This is a genomic window from Bradyrhizobium sp. SZCCHNS3016 (genome assembly GCF_032484535.1).
In the GTDB taxonomy this organism is placed as follows: Bacteria; Pseudomonadota; Alphaproteobacteria; order Rhizobiales; family Xanthobacteraceae; genus Bradyrhizobium.
Genome location: NZ_JAUETE010000003.1, coordinates 275,134 through 291,296, shown reverse-complemented (window position 1 = coordinate 291,296; position 16,163 = coordinate 275,134). Strand labels below are relative to the sequence as shown.

Annotated in this window: 19 protein-coding genes and 1 pseudogene; 13 read left to right on the top strand and 7 right to left on the bottom strand. The window is 65.4% G+C overall.

Annotation, left to right across the window (positions count from 1 at the left end):
• Positions 1-21: 21 nt before the first annotated feature.
• The 4 genes from QW881_RS08835 to QW881_RS08820 all read right to left on the bottom strand — a co-directional run bounded on the left by QW881_RS08835 (position 22) and on the right by QW881_RS08820 (position 1,821).
• The gene (locus QW881_RS08835; RefSeq protein WP_315755479.1) at positions 22-369 is read right to left on the bottom strand and encodes a DUF2282 domain-containing protein; all 348 of its coding nucleotides are present in this window, start codon (positions 367-369) and stop codon (positions 22-24) included.
• Positions 370-497: 128 nt separating this feature from the next.
• The gene (locus tag QW881_RS08830) at positions 498-1,070 is read right to left on the bottom strand and encodes a TlpA disulfide reductase family protein (protein WP_315755478.1); all 573 of its coding nucleotides are present in this window, start codon (positions 1,068-1,070) and stop codon (positions 498-500) included.
• A gap of 20 nt (positions 1,071-1,090) precedes the next feature.
• On the bottom strand, positions 1,091-1,435 hold the full coding sequence (locus tag QW881_RS08825; protein ID WP_315755476.1) for a hypothetical protein: 345 nt from the start codon (positions 1,433-1,435) through the stop codon (positions 1,091-1,093).
• A gap of 143 nt (positions 1,436-1,578) precedes the next feature.
• Positions 1,579-1,821: a hypothetical protein gene (locus QW881_RS08820; protein ID WP_315755475.1), complete on the bottom strand. Its 243-nt coding sequence runs from the start codon at positions 1,819-1,821 to the stop codon at positions 1,579-1,581.
• Positions 1,822-2,090: 269 nt separating this feature from the next.
• Here QW881_RS08820 and QW881_RS08815 point away from each other — a divergent pair, with 269 nt between their 5' ends.
• The 5 genes from QW881_RS08815 (at position 2,091) to QW881_RS08795 (ending at position 4,980) form a co-directional block, all read left to right on the top strand.
• Entirely contained in the window at positions 2,091-2,570 is a 480-nt protein-coding gene (locus tag QW881_RS08815) for a VOC family protein (protein WP_315755474.1), read from the top strand.
• Between the two features lie 190 nt (positions 2,571-2,760).
• Complete coding sequence (locus tag QW881_RS08810; protein WP_315755506.1) at positions 2,761-3,069, top strand: hypothetical protein; 309 nt, start codon at positions 2,761-2,763, stop codon at positions 3,067-3,069.
• A gap of 270 nt (positions 3,070-3,339) precedes the next feature.
• Positions 3,340-3,738, top strand: a complete 399-nt coding sequence (locus QW881_RS08805) for a hypothetical protein (RefSeq protein WP_315755473.1) — start codon at positions 3,340-3,342, stop codon at positions 3,736-3,738.
• Between the two features lie 73 nt (positions 3,739-3,811).
• Positions 3,812-4,618 (top strand): sensor histidine kinase, encoded by an 807-nt coding sequence (locus tag QW881_RS08800; protein WP_315755472.1) that lies wholly within the window; start codon positions 3,812-3,814, stop codon positions 4,616-4,618.
• Positions 4,609-4,980, top strand: a complete 372-nt coding sequence (locus QW881_RS08795) for a signal transduction histidine kinase (RefSeq protein WP_315755471.1) — start codon at positions 4,609-4,611, stop codon at positions 4,978-4,980. The genes QW881_RS08800 and QW881_RS08795 overlap by 10 nt, the downstream gene beginning before the upstream one ends.
• Before the next feature lie 19 nt (positions 4,981-4,999).
• Here the strand turns inward: QW881_RS08795 and QW881_RS08790 are convergent, their stop codons facing one another.
• Positions 5,000-5,920 carry a LysR family transcriptional regulator gene (locus QW881_RS08790; protein WP_315755470.1) on the bottom strand — a complete coding sequence of 307 codons (921 nt, stop codon included), beginning with the start codon at positions 5,918-5,920 and terminating at the stop codon, positions 5,000-5,002.
• A 135-nt stretch (positions 5,921-6,055) separates the two neighbouring features.
• On the opposite strand from QW881_RS08790, the gene QW881_RS08785 reads away from it, so the two are divergent.
• Positions 6,056-7,336, top strand: a complete 1,281-nt coding sequence (locus tag QW881_RS08785) for a gallate dioxygenase (protein WP_315755469.1) — start codon at positions 6,056-6,058, stop codon at positions 7,334-7,336.
• Between the two features lie 47 nt (positions 7,337-7,383).
• On the opposite strand, the pseudogene QW881_RS08780 reads toward QW881_RS08785, so the two are convergent.
• Positions 7,384-8,531, bottom strand: a pseudogene (locus QW881_RS08780) (PcfJ domain-containing protein).
• Positions 8,532-9,114: 583 nt separating this feature from the next.
• Between QW881_RS08780 and QW881_RS08775 the strand changes: the two are divergent.
• From QW881_RS08775 to QW881_RS08745, 7 genes are all read left to right on the top strand, one after another.
• The gene (locus QW881_RS08775) at positions 9,115-10,857 is read left to right on the top strand and encodes a hypothetical protein (RefSeq protein ID WP_315755468.1); all 1,743 of its coding nucleotides are present in this window, start codon (positions 9,115-9,117) and stop codon (positions 10,855-10,857) included.
• 128 nt (positions 10,858-10,985) lie between these two features.
• Positions 10,986-11,948, top strand: a complete 963-nt coding sequence (locus QW881_RS08770; protein WP_315755467.1) for a PDR/VanB family oxidoreductase — start codon at positions 10,986-10,988, stop codon at positions 11,946-11,948.
• A 5-nt stretch (positions 11,949-11,953) separates the two neighbouring features.
• Positions 11,954-12,157, top strand: a complete 204-nt coding sequence (locus QW881_RS08765; protein ID WP_315738447.1) for a hypothetical protein — start codon at positions 11,954-11,956, stop codon at positions 12,155-12,157.
• Between the two features lie 263 nt (positions 12,158-12,420).
• Positions 12,421-14,064: a nitroreductase family protein gene (locus tag QW881_RS08760; protein ID WP_315755466.1), complete on the top strand. Its 1,644-nt coding sequence runs from the start codon at positions 12,421-12,423 to the stop codon at positions 14,062-14,064.
• A gap of 65 nt (positions 14,065-14,129) precedes the next feature.
• Positions 14,130-14,873, top strand: a complete 744-nt coding sequence (locus tag QW881_RS08755) for an ankyrin repeat domain-containing protein (RefSeq protein ID WP_315755505.1) — start codon at positions 14,130-14,132, stop codon at positions 14,871-14,873.
• Positions 14,870-15,184 carry a hypothetical protein gene (locus tag QW881_RS08750; RefSeq protein ID WP_315755464.1) on the top strand — a complete coding sequence of 105 codons (315 nt, stop codon included), beginning with the start codon at positions 14,870-14,872 and terminating at the stop codon, positions 15,182-15,184. Before QW881_RS08755 ends, QW881_RS08750 begins: the two co-directional genes overlap by 4 nt.
• A gap of 22 nt (positions 15,185-15,206) precedes the next feature.
• A complete protein-coding gene (locus QW881_RS08745) occupies positions 15,207-15,446 on the top strand; it encodes a hypothetical protein (protein WP_315738450.1) in 240 nt (79 codons plus the stop codon).
• Positions 15,447-15,573: 127 nt separating this feature from the next.
• Here the strand turns inward: QW881_RS08745 and QW881_RS08740 are convergent, their stop codons facing one another.
• Positions 15,574-16,017, bottom strand: coding sequence for a Rieske (2Fe-2S) protein (locus QW881_RS08740; RefSeq protein ID WP_315755463.1), 444 nt, complete (start codon positions 16,015-16,017; stop codon positions 15,574-15,576).
• Positions 16,018-16,163 lie beyond the last annotated feature (146 nt).

The following is a 16,163-nucleotide window of genomic DNA, read 5'->3' as shown; positions in this document are numbered from 1 at the left end:
GCGCGCAGCCCGCCCGCGGCATCAGGCCTTCGGCGTGAGGCTTCCCGATCCCTTCGGGGTCTGCATCGTCGTGCAGGTGCCCTTGGGTTCGAGCTTGAAGGCATTGCCCTGATAGTCCGCCGTGCTCGTGCCCGCGCAGGTCGTGCCGGCGCCTGCGAAGCAATCGTTCTGGCCCTTCAGCGCGACGCCGAAGCACTTCTCCATCTTGCCGTCCTTCATGGCCTTCATGGTCTCGGCCTGCTTGGCCTTCATCATCTTTTCCATGTCGCCCTTGGCCATCATCTCCGCCGAGGCGGACGTCACGGCAAGCGTGCCGGCGGCGACCGCGAATGCGCCGACAATCACTGCGGACAGCGTGCGATTGGACATGCGTGTTCCTCCATTCTCAGGGTTCAGCCTGCGGACATTGCAGGCGTCTGGCGGCCATCGGCACGCCTGCACATTGGTTCGCTCGGATGCGGCGGAAGGTTACGTCGCCGCGTTCGAGATGGCGTCCCTCAGTTGCGCCTGAGATAGGCGAATAGATCGGCGGCCACCGACGACGACCAATCGGCGGCGCCCTGGAGGTATCCGATGACGAGGCCCGAAGCGGAGATCAGGTAGGTGATCGGCATTCCATGGAGGATGAACGGCGCGGTCCTGCCGCTGCCGTCGCCCTGCTGGGCCACATATCCGTTCGGATCGAGGCAGATCGGCAGCGTCTTCAGCCCAAGCGCCCCGACGAAACGACCGACACGGTCGCGATCGCTCCGGACTTCAGACACCGCGACGACCTGCAGGCGATCATGGGTGACGCTGCGCGCGAGTTGATCCAGCACCGGCAGTTCGGTGCGGCAGGCCGCGCACCATGAGGCGAAGAAGTTCAGCAGGATCGGCGCGCCGCGCAGCGCGGCCAGATCGAGCGTCCCGCCCTCGAGGCGAAACAGCCTCACCGGCGGCAGGCTCTGTTGCGGCCGCAGCAAGATGAGCTGATGGCGCCCGTCCGCGAAGGCCGACACGTCATCGTGAGGCGGCGCAGCCAGGGCGGATCCCGCGCCCGCCATGAGGACCGACAGCAGGCCGCCGGTCACATCGCGCCGGCTCGCCACGCTCATTCCGTCACCTCCTCGACGACGAGAACGGGCGACGACTGCGGCACGGCGGGACGGAATGCGATGAAGAAGAACAGCGGGTTGGGTAGCCAGTACAGCCAGCCGATCGACAGCTCACGACGGCCATCCGGAAGCCGAAGGTCCAGCCAAACGTACAAGAACTTGTAGATGCACAGCCCGGGGATCCAGTTCAGCCGAAGATGGCCCGTCTTCAGGTAACGCCGCCGGATGTAGAGATTTCCTTCGAACGGCGTGATGCCCCAGAGTCCGACCGGCCCCTCGGCAATCACCTCGCCGCTCGGCCGGTGCGTGATGCGCGCGATGCGCGGGCGTGTGATTTGCAATCGGATACCTCCGCTGACCGCTCCGAACCATGTCGTTCCGACGGTTCGATCGCGGACCTGGAAGGGTTACCTGGCAGCTTGTCACGGCGGAGCAGATATCCGCGGCGCAAATCCGGCTACGGCGGCCCGAGCCTCGACTGGCCTCACGGCTGACGAATCCGGATCGAGATCACACGCCCTGCCCGATCGGCAGCGTCGCCAATCACGAGCGGACCGAGATGAAGGCAGGTTCGCGTGATCAGACTCTCCAGATTGGCCGGCGTGAGCTGCTGCGACATCTTCGCGGCGCAGGCGAACCCGGCCGCCTCGGTGACGCTCCCGGCTGCGAAAACGAATGCCAGCAGGACGAGCGCGCCCGATATCACGGACGGCGTGATGGCTTTCATGCAATTCCCCCTGCGGCTGGACCCGCGGCGGCAAGCCTCACAAGTCTATACGATATGACTGCGCCAAGACCACAACCGTTGGCGGAACCGACCCGCTGCAGACCACCTGAAAAAAATCTGCTGGAAACGCCGGCCGTCGTGTCGGCATGTGCGCATGCGGACCGTCCTTGGGTCAGCCGTATCGATACGAGCTGGCTTGAGCACTCCCAAATGGCCGCCTATCCAAGGTTGAAGCGTGGCCTGCACCCGGACCGGAGAGGACCCCTGCGATGCCGACGAACAAAAACACGATCTGCCTGTGGTTCGACAAGGACGCCGAGGCGGCCGCGCGGTTCTATGCCGAGGTGTTTCCCGACAGCCACGTGGCCTCCGTGCACCGCGCGCCGGGCGACTATCCGTCCGGCAAGGCCGGCGACGTGCTGACAGTGCAATTCACGGTGTGTGGCATCCCCTGCCTCGGCCTCAATGGCGGTCCCGCGTTCACCCACAACGAATCCTTCTCGTTCCAGATCGCCACCGACGATCAGGAAGAGACCGACCGCTACTGGAACGCCATCGTTGGCCATGGCGGCCAGGAAAGCCAGTGCGGCTGGTGCAAGGACAAATGGGGCATCTCCTGGCAGATCACGCCGCGCGCACTCACCGACGCGATGGCGGCCGGCGGAGCGGAGGCCAAGCGCGTGTTCGCCGCGATGATGACGATGAAGAAGATCGACGTCGCCGCCATCGAGGCGGCGCGGCGGGGATGACCTTGCCAGCCGGAGCGCAGCATCGCCGCGCTCCGGCGTCACGGGCGCAGGCTGCCGCCACGATGGCGCGCAGGCAGCCGTTCGACGCCAGAGCCTCGGGGACGAAACAAATGACGCCGCCGGGGGAACCATGGGATGGCCAGCAGATTGGTTCCATGACGCAATCCCCACCCGGAGACATCTCATGACCATGAAGATTCTTACGATCACTCTCGCAGTAGCCGCGAGCACATTGATGGCTGCAGCCGCCTCCGCTGCCCCGCTCACGGCCGGTATATCGGTCCTCCCGGAGAGCAGCATCCAGCAGGTTCGCCTGATCTGCAACGAGAACGGCCGCTGCTGGCGCCAAAGCCGCGAACGCCGTGTCATCATCCGCGAAGACCGCGGCGCCTACGGCTATGGCCGGCACGAGCGGCGTGGCTATGAAGGACGTGGCTATGAAGATCGTGGCGGCATCGGCATCCACGCGCCCGGCGTGAGCGTCGGAATCGGCCGATAACACGTCCGACGTTCTGACTCATGCCAAGGCATCGTGATCAGGACTGCAAATGATCTGCAAATGAGCCAGGCGTCCGACGTTCGCATGTCGATGCAACGATGCTGCGAACGTCGGATGAGCCGCAAGGCCAGACTCGCTCTCGCGTCAGGCGATGGCGGCGACCAGATCCTCACGGCAAATAGTTTCGGCTCGACCTCGCTATTGCGCGCGCGCACACCATATGTTGATGATCACCGCGCGTTCCCCGGCTGCCATCGGTGACTGAGAGCCATGCGCTCCCGCCGCGACCTGAAGGCGGACAGCATGTCGAAAACTTCGAACACCTCTTCTAACACCCCCAAGTCCAGTGCGCGCGTGGTTGGTGCGACCGCTCCTGGCGCCGCCATTCTTTGGGCTGCTGATCGTCGCCGCGATTCTGATCCGGTGACTGCCGTTCAGAGCGAGGCGCTTGCGCCAGTTCAGCCCGACAAGCCCTCCGAGCCGGCCAAGCGAGAGCGGTCATCGCTGCACGCGACGCTCGCCACCAGGGCGGAGAATGCGTTGGAGACGGCGGGCCTGATGCAGCAGGGCGGCGAGCGCGCTGCCGCGATCAGGAAGGCGACCATCCTCGCAAACGCCGCCGAGATACTCGGGCATTTCAACGGAAGTGTCCGCTCGCGAACGAAGTGACGCTGGGGCGGCCTGCTCCTGCGTACCATCGTGCCCTCAGAGGGCGGCATCCGGTGCAAGGACATGTCAGCCAATGCTCGAGATCAACCTCACCACAGAGCCTCCTCACGGCACGGTCGTGGATCCCGACTTTCTGCTGACGGAAATCATCGGGCTGAAGCGCCTGCTCGCCGAGGCCGAGAGCAATGCCAAGACCCGGTCCGAGCAGGCCGAAATCGAGGCGAGAGAACGCGAGACGGCGAGCAGGCTGCAAAAGCTCATTCTCGAGGAGCTGCACCATCGCATCAAGAATACGCTCGCGACCGTCACCGCCATCGTCTCCCAGAGCCTCCGCAACGTGCCGGCGACCAAGGATGCACAGCATGCCATCTCCGGGCGGCTCCTGGCCCTCGGACGGGCACACGATCTCCTCCTGCAAGCGAAATTGTCCAGCGGCGATCTCCGCACGGTGATCCGTACGTCCGTCCAGGCCTTCGACACGCCCGACGACTCACGCTTTGCGATCACCGGGCCCGACGTGCTGGTGACGCCGGATGCCGTCATCGCCATCGCGATGACGCTCAACGAGCTGTGCACGAACGCCCTGAAGTTCGGTGCGCTGTCCGTGCCGGAAGGACGCGTCGACCTGCTTTGGACCGTTGACCAACGCCGGGTCCGCTTCGCCTGGACTGAAAGACACGGCCCGGTCGTTCAACAGCCCGCGAGCCGAAGCTTCGGAACCCGGCTGATCGAAACGCTCGGCGTGCAGCTCGGCGGCGAGGTTCAGTTGAACTATGCGCCGTCAGGGCTCTCCTACACGTTCGACGCGCCGATCGCCGTTCTCGACTCTCCCGTGAGACCGCCGATGCACGCAACAGAAAGGGATCTCCGATGTCGCTGAGCCAATTTAGCGTCGATGAGCAGCCGCACACGATGGACGGATTGCGCCTGCTCGCCCAGGATGGCGCCGTCGGCGTCGAGGCCTTCGTCAGCCGCAAGGTGATGGACATCTGGGCCGAGTCGATCGAGCACACGGGCGGCCGGCAGAGCCTGTTTCGTGTCCAATACAATGCGCTGGGAAAATTGAACCTTGCTGCGATCGAGCGGATCGTGAGCAGGAAATATCGGCGCGGCGCCGCATCCAACCGTCAGCATCCCTTCATCGAGGTGTTGTTCTCGGATATCGCCGACAGCGGTGAAACGCTCGATCTGAGCGAGCTGGTGCGAGAGCCATTGCCGCCGTCGTTCCATCGGCTTGGGTGAGACAGGCGGACGGCGCACCTCAGGTCTGACCGATCAGGGTGTGCGCGGACGCGGTGCAGATCTCCTCGAGGAAGTCGAGGAAGGCGCGGGCGCGCGAGGAGATCAGCTTGCGGCTCGGAAAGATCGCGGTCAACTGGGCGGCGCGGGTGTCGAACACGACCCCCCTGCCGATCTCGACCAGCCGGCCCTCGCCGAGCAGCTCGACGCAATAGTGCTCCGGCAGAAAGGAAATGCCGGCGCCGTGGGCGACGGCGCGGCGCACCGCCAGCGGATTGTTGATGCGGGCGACATGCGCACCGACGTCGAAGCGGACGAGATGGCCGTGCTGCTTGATCATCAGGGTGCGGTCGCCATAGCGGCGCTCGCAGATCATGAGATGGCGCTCCAGCGCGCGGACGTCCTCGCCGATGTCGTGCGCGGCGAGATAAGCGGGGCTGGTCACCCAGATCAGGCGGCCGCCGATCAGCACCTTCTGCGCCAGTTCGGAATTCTCCTGCACGCCGACCACGACCGCGATGTCGAAGCGGTCGGCCAGCATGTCGATCGCCCGCGTGGTCGCCTCGACATCGAGCTCGATGCGCGGATAGCGGCGGTGGAATTCGGCGAGCTGCGGCGCCAGGATCTCCTCGCAGAATGCCGGCGGCAGCGCCACCGACAGTCGGCCGCTTGGCACGCCGACCAGCCCGGTCATGACCGCGTCGGCCTCAGAGACCTGATCCAGGATCTTCTGACATTGCTGGAAGAACAGCTCGCCCTCGCGGGTCACCCGGACGCGCCGCGAGTTGCGGTCGAACAGCCGGATGCCGAGATCCTGCTCGAGCCGGGCGACCGATTTGCTGACCGAGGATTTCGGCATGCCCAGGGACCGCGAGGCGCCGGTCATGCCGCCGGTCGCGACCACCGCATGGAACACCGGAATGTCCTCGATCCGCCATTTCATCCTAGAGCCGCTCGTTCATCGAGAGAAACGATCCGTACACGTTAGCATGATTGTCTAGCATGGGAAACTTCGTAAGGTCCGTCCCAGCGCGGCCGCGGGTCACGGTCAACGGCGGCTCATTTCGCGGAGGGACACATGGCGCGGATCATCGGCGGCATCGGCGCCTCGCACTCGCCCACCATCGGCTTCGCACGCGACACCAACAAGCAGAACGACCCGGCCTGGAAGCCGATCTTCGACGGCTTCGCGGTCGTGCGCGACTGGGTGAAGCAGAAGGACATCGACGTCCTGTTCATGATCTACAATGATCACATCACCTCGTTCTTCTTCGATCACTACTCCGCCTTCGCGCTCGGCATTGACGACCGCTATATCGCCGCCGACGAAGGCGGCGGACCGCGCGACGTGCCGCCGGCCAAGGGCCACCTCGGCCTGTCGCAGCACATCGCGATGGCCATGATGGCGGACGAGTTCGACATGTCGTTCTTCCAGGGCAAGCCGGTCGATCACGGCCTGCTGTCGCCGCTGTCGATGATGGGCGATGCCAGCGGCCCGTGGCCGGGCATGGTGGTGCCGCTGCAGGTCGGCGTGCTGCAATTGCCGATTCCCAATGCGAAGCGGATGTGGAAGCTCGGCAAGACGCTGCGCAAGGCGATCGGGAGCTATCCGGAGGATCTGAAGGTCGCCATCTTCGCCACGGGCGGGCTGTCGCACCAGGTGCATGGCGAGCGCGCGGGCTTTCTCAACGAGGACTGGGACGACGAATTCCTCGATCTGCTGGAGAACGACCCGGAGCAGCTGACGGCGATGCGCATCGCCGACTACGCGGTCAAGGCCGGCATGGAAGGCGCCGAGGTCATCATGTGGCTGATCATGCGCGGTGCGCTCTCGGACAGTGTGAGGCTCGTGCACAAGCAGACCTACGCACCGTCGGTGACCAACATCGCCACGCTGGTCTTCGAGGATCTCGGCGGCGCGCCCGACCCGCAGGAGGTCGCGGCCTATCGCGCACACATCGGCCATGAACTCGCGGGCGCGGAGATGCTGACCGGCACCTACCCGTTCACCCATGGCCGCAGCCAGGCCAATTTCCGCATCAACGACTTCCTGCACCGGCTCGTCATCCCCGCGCATCGCGCGAGATTCGTTGCGGAATTCGACGCGCTGGCGGACGAGTACGGTCTCACCTCCGAGGAGCGCGAGCTCATCAAGAACCGCAGCTGGATCGAGATGATCCGACGCGGCGTCAGCTTCTTCGTGCTGGAGAAGATGGCCGCCGTGATCGGCGTCTCCAACCCGGAGGTCTATGCCGCGTTTCGCGGCGAGACGCTGGAAGCCTTTCTGAAAACCCGCAAGGTGCCGATGCGCTACTCCGTCGCCGGCGGCGCCAAGGCGGACGCGATCGACGCCCATTGACATTGGCACGCACGACCCGCGCCGCCGCCCCGCAGCGGCGACGCAGGTCATGTCTCCGGCAGGTTGATGCCGCGCGCCTTGGCCCAGCGCTCCAGGACCTTGCGCTCGTCCGCGTGAGCGACGCGGTTGGCGAAGCCGCGGATCTGAACCGCGCGGCGCCGCGGGTTGAGCTCGATCGTCAGCAGCCGCTGCGTCTTGCCGGCGTGACAATAGCGCAGCGACCAGATCGAGGCGTAGCCGGCGATGCACTTGTCCGCGTAGCTCGCGACACAGTGATGCATCGCCCTGGACTCCGCGACGAGATCCTCGGCGGTCCGCAACTGCATGATGACATACGCGTCGCGCGTGGCCGAGCCCTTCGACGGGCTCCATGACCAGTCCGTCAGCGCGGCCCCCGGCCAATCCGCCGCAAGCTCCGCCGTCCGTGCGGCCATGCGGCCACGGGCGATCTCGGCCCGCCGCCGCGCCGCCTCGATGCGGGCGATCACCGCGAGATCACGATGCCATGCGTTCATCAGCCGGCGCAGCGCGGCCAGCGAGCGGCCCTTGAGGCTGAACTGGCGCTCGCGCCGGCGACGATGCGCGATGTAGTCGCAGAGATCGTCGATCTCCTCGCCCGTCGTCGGATGTGCGCAGAACAACTGCGCCGCCTCGCGCCAGAACGCGATCTCGCCCCGCGGCGTCCGCGCAATCCTGGACCGGGCGATCCGCGACACGATCGCCGGATCGCCCGTGTAGGACCGCGCAATCGCCTGCCAGATCGCCTCGTCGAAGCCGACCTGCCCGAGCGGATGGAGGAAGGCGTGAACCTCCTTGCGCGACAGCCAGGCCGAGGCGCCTGCCTTGTACAGCGAGCCGCCGCCGGCGGCCGCGATGTACCAGCGCCTGCGCAGGATCGTCTCGTCGCGGTCGAGCCCGCCGTCATCGATCCAGATCAGCTCCAAGTGCTGGGCCACCGAATAGCGGCCGAACAGATGACGCGCAGCCGCGCGGCGTCGCGCGTCTTCAACTGGGGCTTCCAGCCTTCTGGATCGCGAATGATGTCAGCCTCGAAGCCGCGCCGCGCCTCGCGGATCGCATTGTGCAGATCCGGCGGCGAACGCGTCGGCCGCGCCGCGCGGCGCAGCGTCAGCTGATACGATTCAACCCGCGCGCGCTCGGCCTCCCGCCGGCGCGCCATCAATGACCGTGCCATGGTCGTTCAACATGATGGAGTGACTGTCAGCCGGACGCACTGCGGGCGTCGGCACGGATCGTGTCGCGCACAGTGGACTTGACATGGCTGATGGCCTCTCGCGTTGAACGCTTTGGGTATTGAAACGGGCGACGCTCATACATCCGAACTGCAGATATTGCAAGCCGTCGTGCGCAGCTCTTCAGCGCAGGCATGTCACGAGGCATCAGCGGCGGGGCACGCCAACGCTATATTCTTTCAGCCGCGCATCATCACGAAGGCGCGGCGCTGTTAGTTGCAAATGATTCTATTCATCGACGAGCAGGATGCAGCGCCCAATCAGGCATGCGGCAGAACGTCGCACGCGCCTAACGAATATTTCTCCTCCGCAAGACAGAAACAAACAGACCGGAAAGCCGGCCCGCTGCCCGTTCGATGACGACTTTGCAGCGGCCGACGGCCTGATTGTGTAACTACACAGCTCCTCACGTCACGACATGCACCATCCCGACGACCTGCATCGAAACGATACAGGCGAACGCAGATGCATTGCCGACTAGGAATGTCATGCCGCGACAGCAGTGAAGTGTGAGGAGACGATCGAATGGCCACCAACTTCAATGCGACTGCGCTCGCCAACGGCACGTCCAACCTGCTCACGCGAGCGAGCGCGCTCAATCTGTCGACCGATCTGGTTCAAGCCGGCGTCGTCTTCGACGACGCTGTTCGCATCTCGCTCGGCCTCTATTCCGGCAGTCAAGGCAGCGGCAATACGAACACCTTCCTGTCGAACTACACCACCGACATTCATGCCGTGCAGAACGATATCGCGGCCATCTTGGCCAACCCGAACGAGGTGACGATCGGTGGCGAGACGTTTGCGCTGAACTCCACCGACATCGCCGTGCTGACCAACGTCCAGACCCAGCTCGGCACGCTGCTGACCGCGGCCGCGCAGACCACGAATGCGACGACATTATCGACGGCGTCGCAGACCATCCACGCGTTACAGACCGAGATCCTGTCGGAGATCAACAACGACGCGCATCTGTCGGCGGCACTCAACAACGTCACCTTCACCGCCAATACCGGCGCGACCGACGTTGCGTTCCAGAACCTGCCGGCAGGCGCAGACGATCCGACCACGCTCGCGGCCGCGACGGCGGGCACCAGCCTGAAGGTGGTCGGCGAGGTCTTCAATGCCGCAGTGAGCGTCATCTCCGGCGGCATCAACGCGACCAATCTGACCCAAGTGACCAACGACCTGACGGCGGTGCAATCGGGCCTCACGGCCATCCTCGCCAACGCGACCATGCTCGCGCAGATCGAAGCCGGAGAAACCACCAACGCGGCAGCCGCCACGACGCTCCATCTCCAGACCGTGCTGAATCAGGTCACACTGCAGCTCGAGAAATACGATGCCGCCGCCGCGACCGGAAACACCACCGCGCTGCGCGGCACGGCGGACAATCTGCTCGACATCATCGACATCGTCCAGAACGACGCCGCTTTGAACGTCGCGGCCGGCGGTAGCGGCAATCCGGGCCACACAGGCGGCTTCGCCGAGGATCCGGGCGGCCTCACCGGCACGGTCACGCGGTTTCAAGACAATCAAGCGCAAACCAATTTCTGGGCCACCTTCGTCGCCGAGGCGAACACGATCAACGCGCAACTGATGGCGATCGTGAACGGCAGCGGTACGGCCAGCCAGGCGCTGATCACGCAGATCGAGAACTACAACAATTTCGGCGCCAGCTTCGATGCCGCCCAGGGCGCCGTGTTCCAGGGCCGTTTCGACAACGAGCTCAACAATGGCACCCTGCAGGCGGACTCCACCACCGCCATCAAAGGACTGCAGGGCATCCTGAACGGGGATACCGGCGCGGCGCTCACTTCGGACCTCGCGATGCTGACGGCTGCCGGCGAGGGCTTCGTCGCCGACGCGAACGACGTCAGCGGCAACAACATCGCGATCGGCGGGGCGACCTATGTCGGATCGGCAACGACGGTCTCCAAGGCGACATCGGTCGCCGGCCTCGCCCAGGGGACGACGAAGGTCACGGCCACGCCGAACATCGCAAACGGCACCGGCGGTACCAGCACGTCCACGGCCGCGACATCGAGCGGCGGAACCACGACGAAGACCGGGACGACGACCGCGACCAACGCCACCGGCAATACGACATCGACGACCACCAAGACGACCACTCAAGGCTCTTCGCACCATCACCACAACAACACGACGGCCGCCGCCCACAACTCGACCTCCACCCACACGACGGCAGCCGCGCATTCTTCGACCGTCGTCGATCATCACCACCACGCACTGCACCACATCTGGGGCTGATATAGCCGACGGCGCGCACCGGACATCAGGCATCGGTCCACGACCGGTGCCGGCGGGCGAGCGCCTACGATCTGGCCCTCCCCTTGCATCGGCTTCTCGTGAGCCGGTTCGCAAGATGGAGTTGTCAGATGTCCGACAGCCTGCACACCGTCGTCGTGGCCAGGAAGGCCATCGAGGCGCACAACATGGCCTCATTCGAACTTGTCCCGGCGGACGATCAGCCGCTGCCGGGCTTCACCCCCGGCAGCCATATCGACGTCACCCTTCCCAACGGGCTCACACGGCAATATTCGCTGCTGAACAGCGCCGCCGAACGCAATCGCTACTGCATCGGCGTGTGGAAGGATGCCAACAGCCGCGGCGGCTCCAAGGCGCTGCATCTCGATATCAACGAAGGCGACAAGCTGCAGGTCAGCCGCCCACGCAACCGCTTCAAGATCCCGAAGGACACCAAGCGCGCGCTGCTCGTGGCGCGCGGCATCGGCGTCACGCCGATCCTGTCGATCGCGGACACGCTGAAGGCGAAGAACATCCCGTTCGAGCTGCACTACGTGTTCGCGCTGATGTCGCCGGATTCGTTCCGTAGCACCATCGAGGCCTCGGCCTTCGTCGAAGATACGACATACTACAAGGAATCCACCGAGGACAATCAGCTGCTGAAGGCGTCCGACCTGCTCGCCGACCGGCCCGACGACACCCAGCTGTTCATCTGCGGCGTCGACTGGTGGATGGATCCGATCATCGCGCTGGCCAAGCAGAAGGGTTTTGCCGAGGAGCGCATCCATGTCGAGCGCTTCACCGCGAAGGCGGCCGCGGCGCTGCTCGACAAGGTGTTCGACGTCACCATCAAGAGCACCGGCGCGACCTTCAAGATCCCGGGCGACAAGACCGTGACCACGTTCCTCGAGGAGAACGGCGTCAAGATCGCGACCTCCTGCGAACAGGGCCTATGCGGCACCTGCAAGACCAGGGTCGTCGAGGGCGAGGTCGACCATCGCGACAAGCGCCTGTCGGCGGCGCAACGCGCCGAAGGCTACTTCCTGCCCTGCGTATCGCGCGGCAAGAGCGACCGGCTGGTGCTGGATCTCTAGCAGCCGTGACCACCGAGACCGATCTGTGGCAGACCGCGTGGATCATCGCGCAACAGCATGGGACCGACGGGCCTGCGTTCGCGGCCCGCATGGCCGACGGCTTCAGGCTCGGCCACAAGATCGCCGCGCATCGGGCGTGGCTGTCGATCGCGGCCAAGGTCGCCGTGCTGATCGACGACAGCGCATCGGGCACCACGCACCGGCATTGATATGTCGAGAAGCGGACAGTTCTGATCGCGCTGTTCGGAATCGGACACGCTGTGTCAGCGTGTCATTCCGGGGCAACGCGCAGCGGCAAGCCCAGAATCCATATCCGCCGGCCGTGGCTCTGAATACCGGGCCTGCGCCCAACGGGCTCGTGACGACGGGGAGGCAGTTGCGGCTGTTCGGAACGTTTTTTGCTCCGCCTGACGCAGTCACCAAGCGACCGTCCAACATGCGCGAACGCGCAGGTCGCGCCTTGTGAGGAAGCATGTCCGTGTCACAGTCCGGCACGGCGGACGTTCCAGCCGCCGCCGACATCGCGTTGGCCTATCACGCCCGCACCAAGCACAGCCTCAAGCGCTATGCGGCGGGGCCGGAGACGCTGGACTGGGACGCGCAGCCCAATCCGTTCCGCGAGTTCGCCGGCAGCCCACGCACCGATCTGCCGCTGACCTCGGACCGTCTCGCCGTGAGCTTCGCCGATGCCTGCGACGCCACGGCGCCGGTCCAGCCGTTGACGATCGACGGCGTCGCGCTGCTGCTGGAATTGTCGTTCGGGCTGGCGGCCTGGAAGGAGTACGGCCCGGACCGCTGGGCGTTGCGCTGCAATCCCTCCAGCGGCAATCTGCATCCGACCGAGGCCTATGTCATCGCGGAGAATGTGACAGGGCTCAGCGACGGTCTTCATCACTATGTCAGCCGCGATCACGTGCTGGAGCAACGTTGCCGCCGCGGCAGGCCATCGCATGACGAGCCGCGGCTATGGCTCGCGCTGTCCTCGATCCATTGGCGCGAGGCGTGGAAATATGGCGAGCGCGCGTTCCGCTACTGCCAGCTCGACCTCGGACATGCGATCGGCGCCGTCAGCTACGCCGCCGCTGCGCTCGGCTGGTACGCGCGCGTGATCGACGGCATCGACAGTGCGAGACTCGCAGCGCTGATGGGACTCGATCGCGCGGATGATTTCGCCGGCGTCGAGACCGAGAATGCCGATGTGCTGCTCGCGATCACGCCGCGCGATGCGAGCTCGCGGTCGCCCGCCGGTTTGCCATCACTCGCCACGATCGACGACACGTGGAAAGGTCAGGCGAACCGGCTCGATCGCCATCCGCTCTACCGCTGGCCCATCATCCCCGAGGTGAGCGCGGCCACGGCCGGCGCGGCGCAGGATGCGATCTCCATTCCGTGGCGGTGCCCGCCGCTGACGCGGCAATCACAGGCGCGCGCGGCCGAGCTCATTCTCGGTCGTCGCAGCGCGCAGCGCTTCGACGCCAGGTTCACGATGGATCTCGCAACGTTGCTTCACCTTCTCGACGCGCTGCTGCCGCGCGCTACGCCGCCATGGACCATCTGGCCGTTCGCGTCGCGGCTGCATCCGCTGCTATTCGTCCATCGCGTCGAGGGGCTCACGCCCGGGCTCTATGCGCTGCCGCGCGGCAGCGGGGCGGAGACCAGCCTGCGGCGCGCGCTGCGTCCCGACTTCGACTGGCAGCCGGTCGAGCGCGTGCCTGATCATCTGCCGTTGTTCCGGCTGCTGCCGACCGACAGCCGCGGCGTGATCCGCACCGCGAGCTGTCACCAGGCGATCGCGGGCGACGGCTGCTTTGCGATGGCGATGCTCGCCGAGTTCACGCCGGCCGTCAGCGACCATCCGTGGCGCTATCGGCAACTGCATTGGGAGGCCGGCCTGATCGGCCACGTGCTCTACCTCGAAGCCGAGGCGGCCGGTCTGCGCGGCACCGGCATCGGCTGCTTCTTCGACGACTCCGTGCACGAGATGCACGGCGTGGTCGGAGAGCAGTTCCAGGTGCTCTATCACTTCACGGTCGGCCGTCCCCTGACCGATGATCGCATCACGACGCTGGCGGCCTATCCCGGCCGAACGCGCAATGAAGCGGGAGTCCTGCCATGAGACCGCGTATTCCGTTTCAGCGCATCGATGTCGACCACGCAGCCGAGCTGCTGCAGCGCGACGATGTGTTGCGCTTCGACGTCCGCGACACCGGCTCGTTCGACACCGCGCATATGGCCGGCGCGCGGCATCTCACCCAGCGCAATCTCACCGAGATGATCGCCGGCACGAGCAGGCGCGCGCCGATCCTGATCTACTGCTATCACGGCAATGCCAGCCAGGACTACGCGCAGACCTTCTCCGATTTCGGCTTCACTGAGGTCTATAGCCTCGACGGCGGCTATGAGGCGTGGCGCCAGCGTTGTCCCGCGCGGAGCGGCGCGGCGAACGTCAGTCCGGCCCTGGTGGCGTGGCTCGCCGCCCAGGGCTTTCCCGCTGACGACATCGACGCCATCATCGCCAATCGGACCACGCCGCTGATGAAGGCGGCGCATCTCGGCAATGTCGGCGTCATCCGCGAGCTGCTCTCTGCCGGCGCCGACATCGCCGCCAGGAACGCGGACGGCAATAACGCACTGTGGCTCGCCTGCGTCGGCCGGCATCTCGACGCCATCGACGCGCTGGTCGAGGCCGGCATCGATCTCGACAACAGCAACGACAATGGTGCGACAGCGTTGATGTATGCGTCCTCCTCCGGCAAGGCCGATGTGGTCGCGCATCTCCTGGCCAAGGGCGCCGACATCCGCACCGAGACGCTCGACGGTTTTTCCGCGCTCGACATGGCCGCTTCGCTCGAATGCCTGAACCTGCTGCGGAACGCGGCCAAGGCGGCGGCTTCCAAGGCGCCCGCGCCCGAGGTCCGGCCGTGACCGTCATCGAGCACGATTTCGGCATGCAGCAGCGCCAGGTCGAGCGCCGCTTCCGGACGCTGCTCAGCCTCGATGCGCTGCACGAGGCCAATGTCCGCGCCAATCCCATTCCCTATCTGGAACGCGCCAGCGAGCGCATCTATCAGCTCGAGAAGGCGCTGTTCGATGCGCTGCAGGCGGCGACGGCTGCAGCCGACGATCATGGCGAGACGGTGAGCATCGGCAAGGCCGAGCATCAGCGCCTGCTGCAATGCCGGGCCATCGTCGAGAGCGCCTATGCGCAGCTCGTCGCCGATCAGCCCGAGACGTGACTGAACGAAGTTGGAGAAAGAGATGAGTGAAGGATTCTTCGTAGACTGGGATGGCAACCTGCGCAGCGCCGCCGATCCCGGCGGCGGCTATCTGTGCGACATCGACACTGTCGCGCGCTATGTCGCGGTGACGACCAAGAACGGCACGCTGGTGCACGAGGCGACCTTTTTCAGAACCCGGGCCGATGTCGACAAGGCCGGCATCAAGGCACAGCTTGTGTCCGGCACCCATCCGTGGGGCAAGAAGGCGGATGGGTTCTGAGGGTCCGCCGAACGACATCACGTAGTGAGTGTCATTGCGAGCGAAGCGGAAGCAATCCAGGGCTCAGGTAGGATTCTGGATTGCTTCGTCGCGTCGCTCCTCGCAATGACGTTGGAAACCCCATCCGTCAATCCGGGTGGATCATGATCTCCATGGTCTCGTCGAGGTCGTCGAACGGGTCGGGAATATCTTCCACCAGCGCGACGCCGCACAGGCAGACCTCGCCGTCGATGACAGCGAGCGCAATCGGCTCCAGGCTCTGCCCTGCGCAGGCACCGGCGTTGCACAGCCCGGTGTCGATCTCGAACGTTGCGCCATGCCGTCCGCAGCGCAGCAGCGTCCGATCCTTATTGAAGAACTGGCCGCTACCGATGTTCAGCCATTTGCCCTCGTGTGGGCAGCTGTTGACGTAGCCGACAAAGCCACCGGACACAGTGTGGATGATCACGATAGGAAACGGCCGCGCCTCGCCATTGTCGCCGATCCGCGACAGGCTGAACGCCTTGGCTTCACCCGGCGCGATGCCGGCGGTCGGACAGATCACGAAGATTTCCGGCTCACGTTCCGTCATGCGCGGCGCTCCCTGACCGGCGCGACGGAGCTACGGGACCGCGATGACGTCTCCTGTCGCAAACCTGACGGCAGCAGCCCGACGTGTCGAGCCACGGCGCATCAGTCTCGATCTGTCCCGATCCTTGCATGAAGCATGCCGTAGGC

Bases quoted from the DNA above. Each gene is read 5' to 3' on its own strand.
- QW881_RS08815 (WP_315755474.1), top strand. From the start codon at position 2,091: ATGCCGACGAACAAAAACACGATCTGCCTGTGGTTCGACAAGGACGCC.
- QW881_RS08795 (WP_315755471.1), top strand. From the start codon at position 4,609: ATGTCGCTGAGCCAATTTAGCGTCGATGAGCAGCCGCACACGATGGAC.
- QW881_RS08790 (WP_315755470.1), bottom strand. From the start codon at position 5,920: ATGAAATGGCGGATCGAGGACATTCCGGTGTTCCATGCGGTGGTCGCG.
- QW881_RS08760 (WP_315755466.1), top strand. From the start codon at position 12,421: ATGTCCGTGTCACAGTCCGGCACGGCGGACGTTCCAGCCGCCGCCGAC.
- QW881_RS08835 (WP_315755479.1), bottom strand. From the start codon at position 369: ATGTCCAATCGCACGCTGTCCGCAGTGATTGTCGGCGCATTCGCGGTC.
- QW881_RS08810 (WP_315755506.1), top strand. From the start codon at position 2,761: ATGAAGATTCTTACGATCACTCTCGCAGTAGCCGCGAGCACATTGATG.
- QW881_RS08785 (WP_315755469.1), top strand. From the start codon at position 6,056: ATGGCGCGGATCATCGGCGGCATCGGCGCCTCGCACTCGCCCACCATC.
- QW881_RS08820 (WP_315755475.1), bottom strand. From the start codon at position 1,821: ATGAAAGCCATCACGCCGTCCGTGATATCGGGCGCGCTCGTCCTGCTG.
- QW881_RS08745 (WP_315738450.1), top strand. From the start codon at position 15,207: ATGAGTGAAGGATTCTTCGTAGACTGGGATGGCAACCTGCGCAGCGCC.
- QW881_RS08770 (WP_315755467.1), top strand. From the start codon at position 10,986: ATGTCCGACAGCCTGCACACCGTCGTCGTGGCCAGGAAGGCCATCGAG.
- QW881_RS08775 (WP_315755468.1), top strand. From the start codon at position 9,115: ATGGCCACCAACTTCAATGCGACTGCGCTCGCCAACGGCACGTCCAAC.
- QW881_RS08740 (WP_315755463.1), bottom strand. From the start codon at position 16,017: ATGACGGAACGTGAGCCGGAAATCTTCGTGATCTGTCCGACCGCCGGC.
- QW881_RS08800 (WP_315755472.1), top strand. From the start codon at position 3,812: ATGCTCGAGATCAACCTCACCACAGAGCCTCCTCACGGCACGGTCGTG.
- QW881_RS08805 (WP_315755473.1), top strand. From the start codon at position 3,340: ATGCGCTCCCGCCGCGACCTGAAGGCGGACAGCATGTCGAAAACTTCG.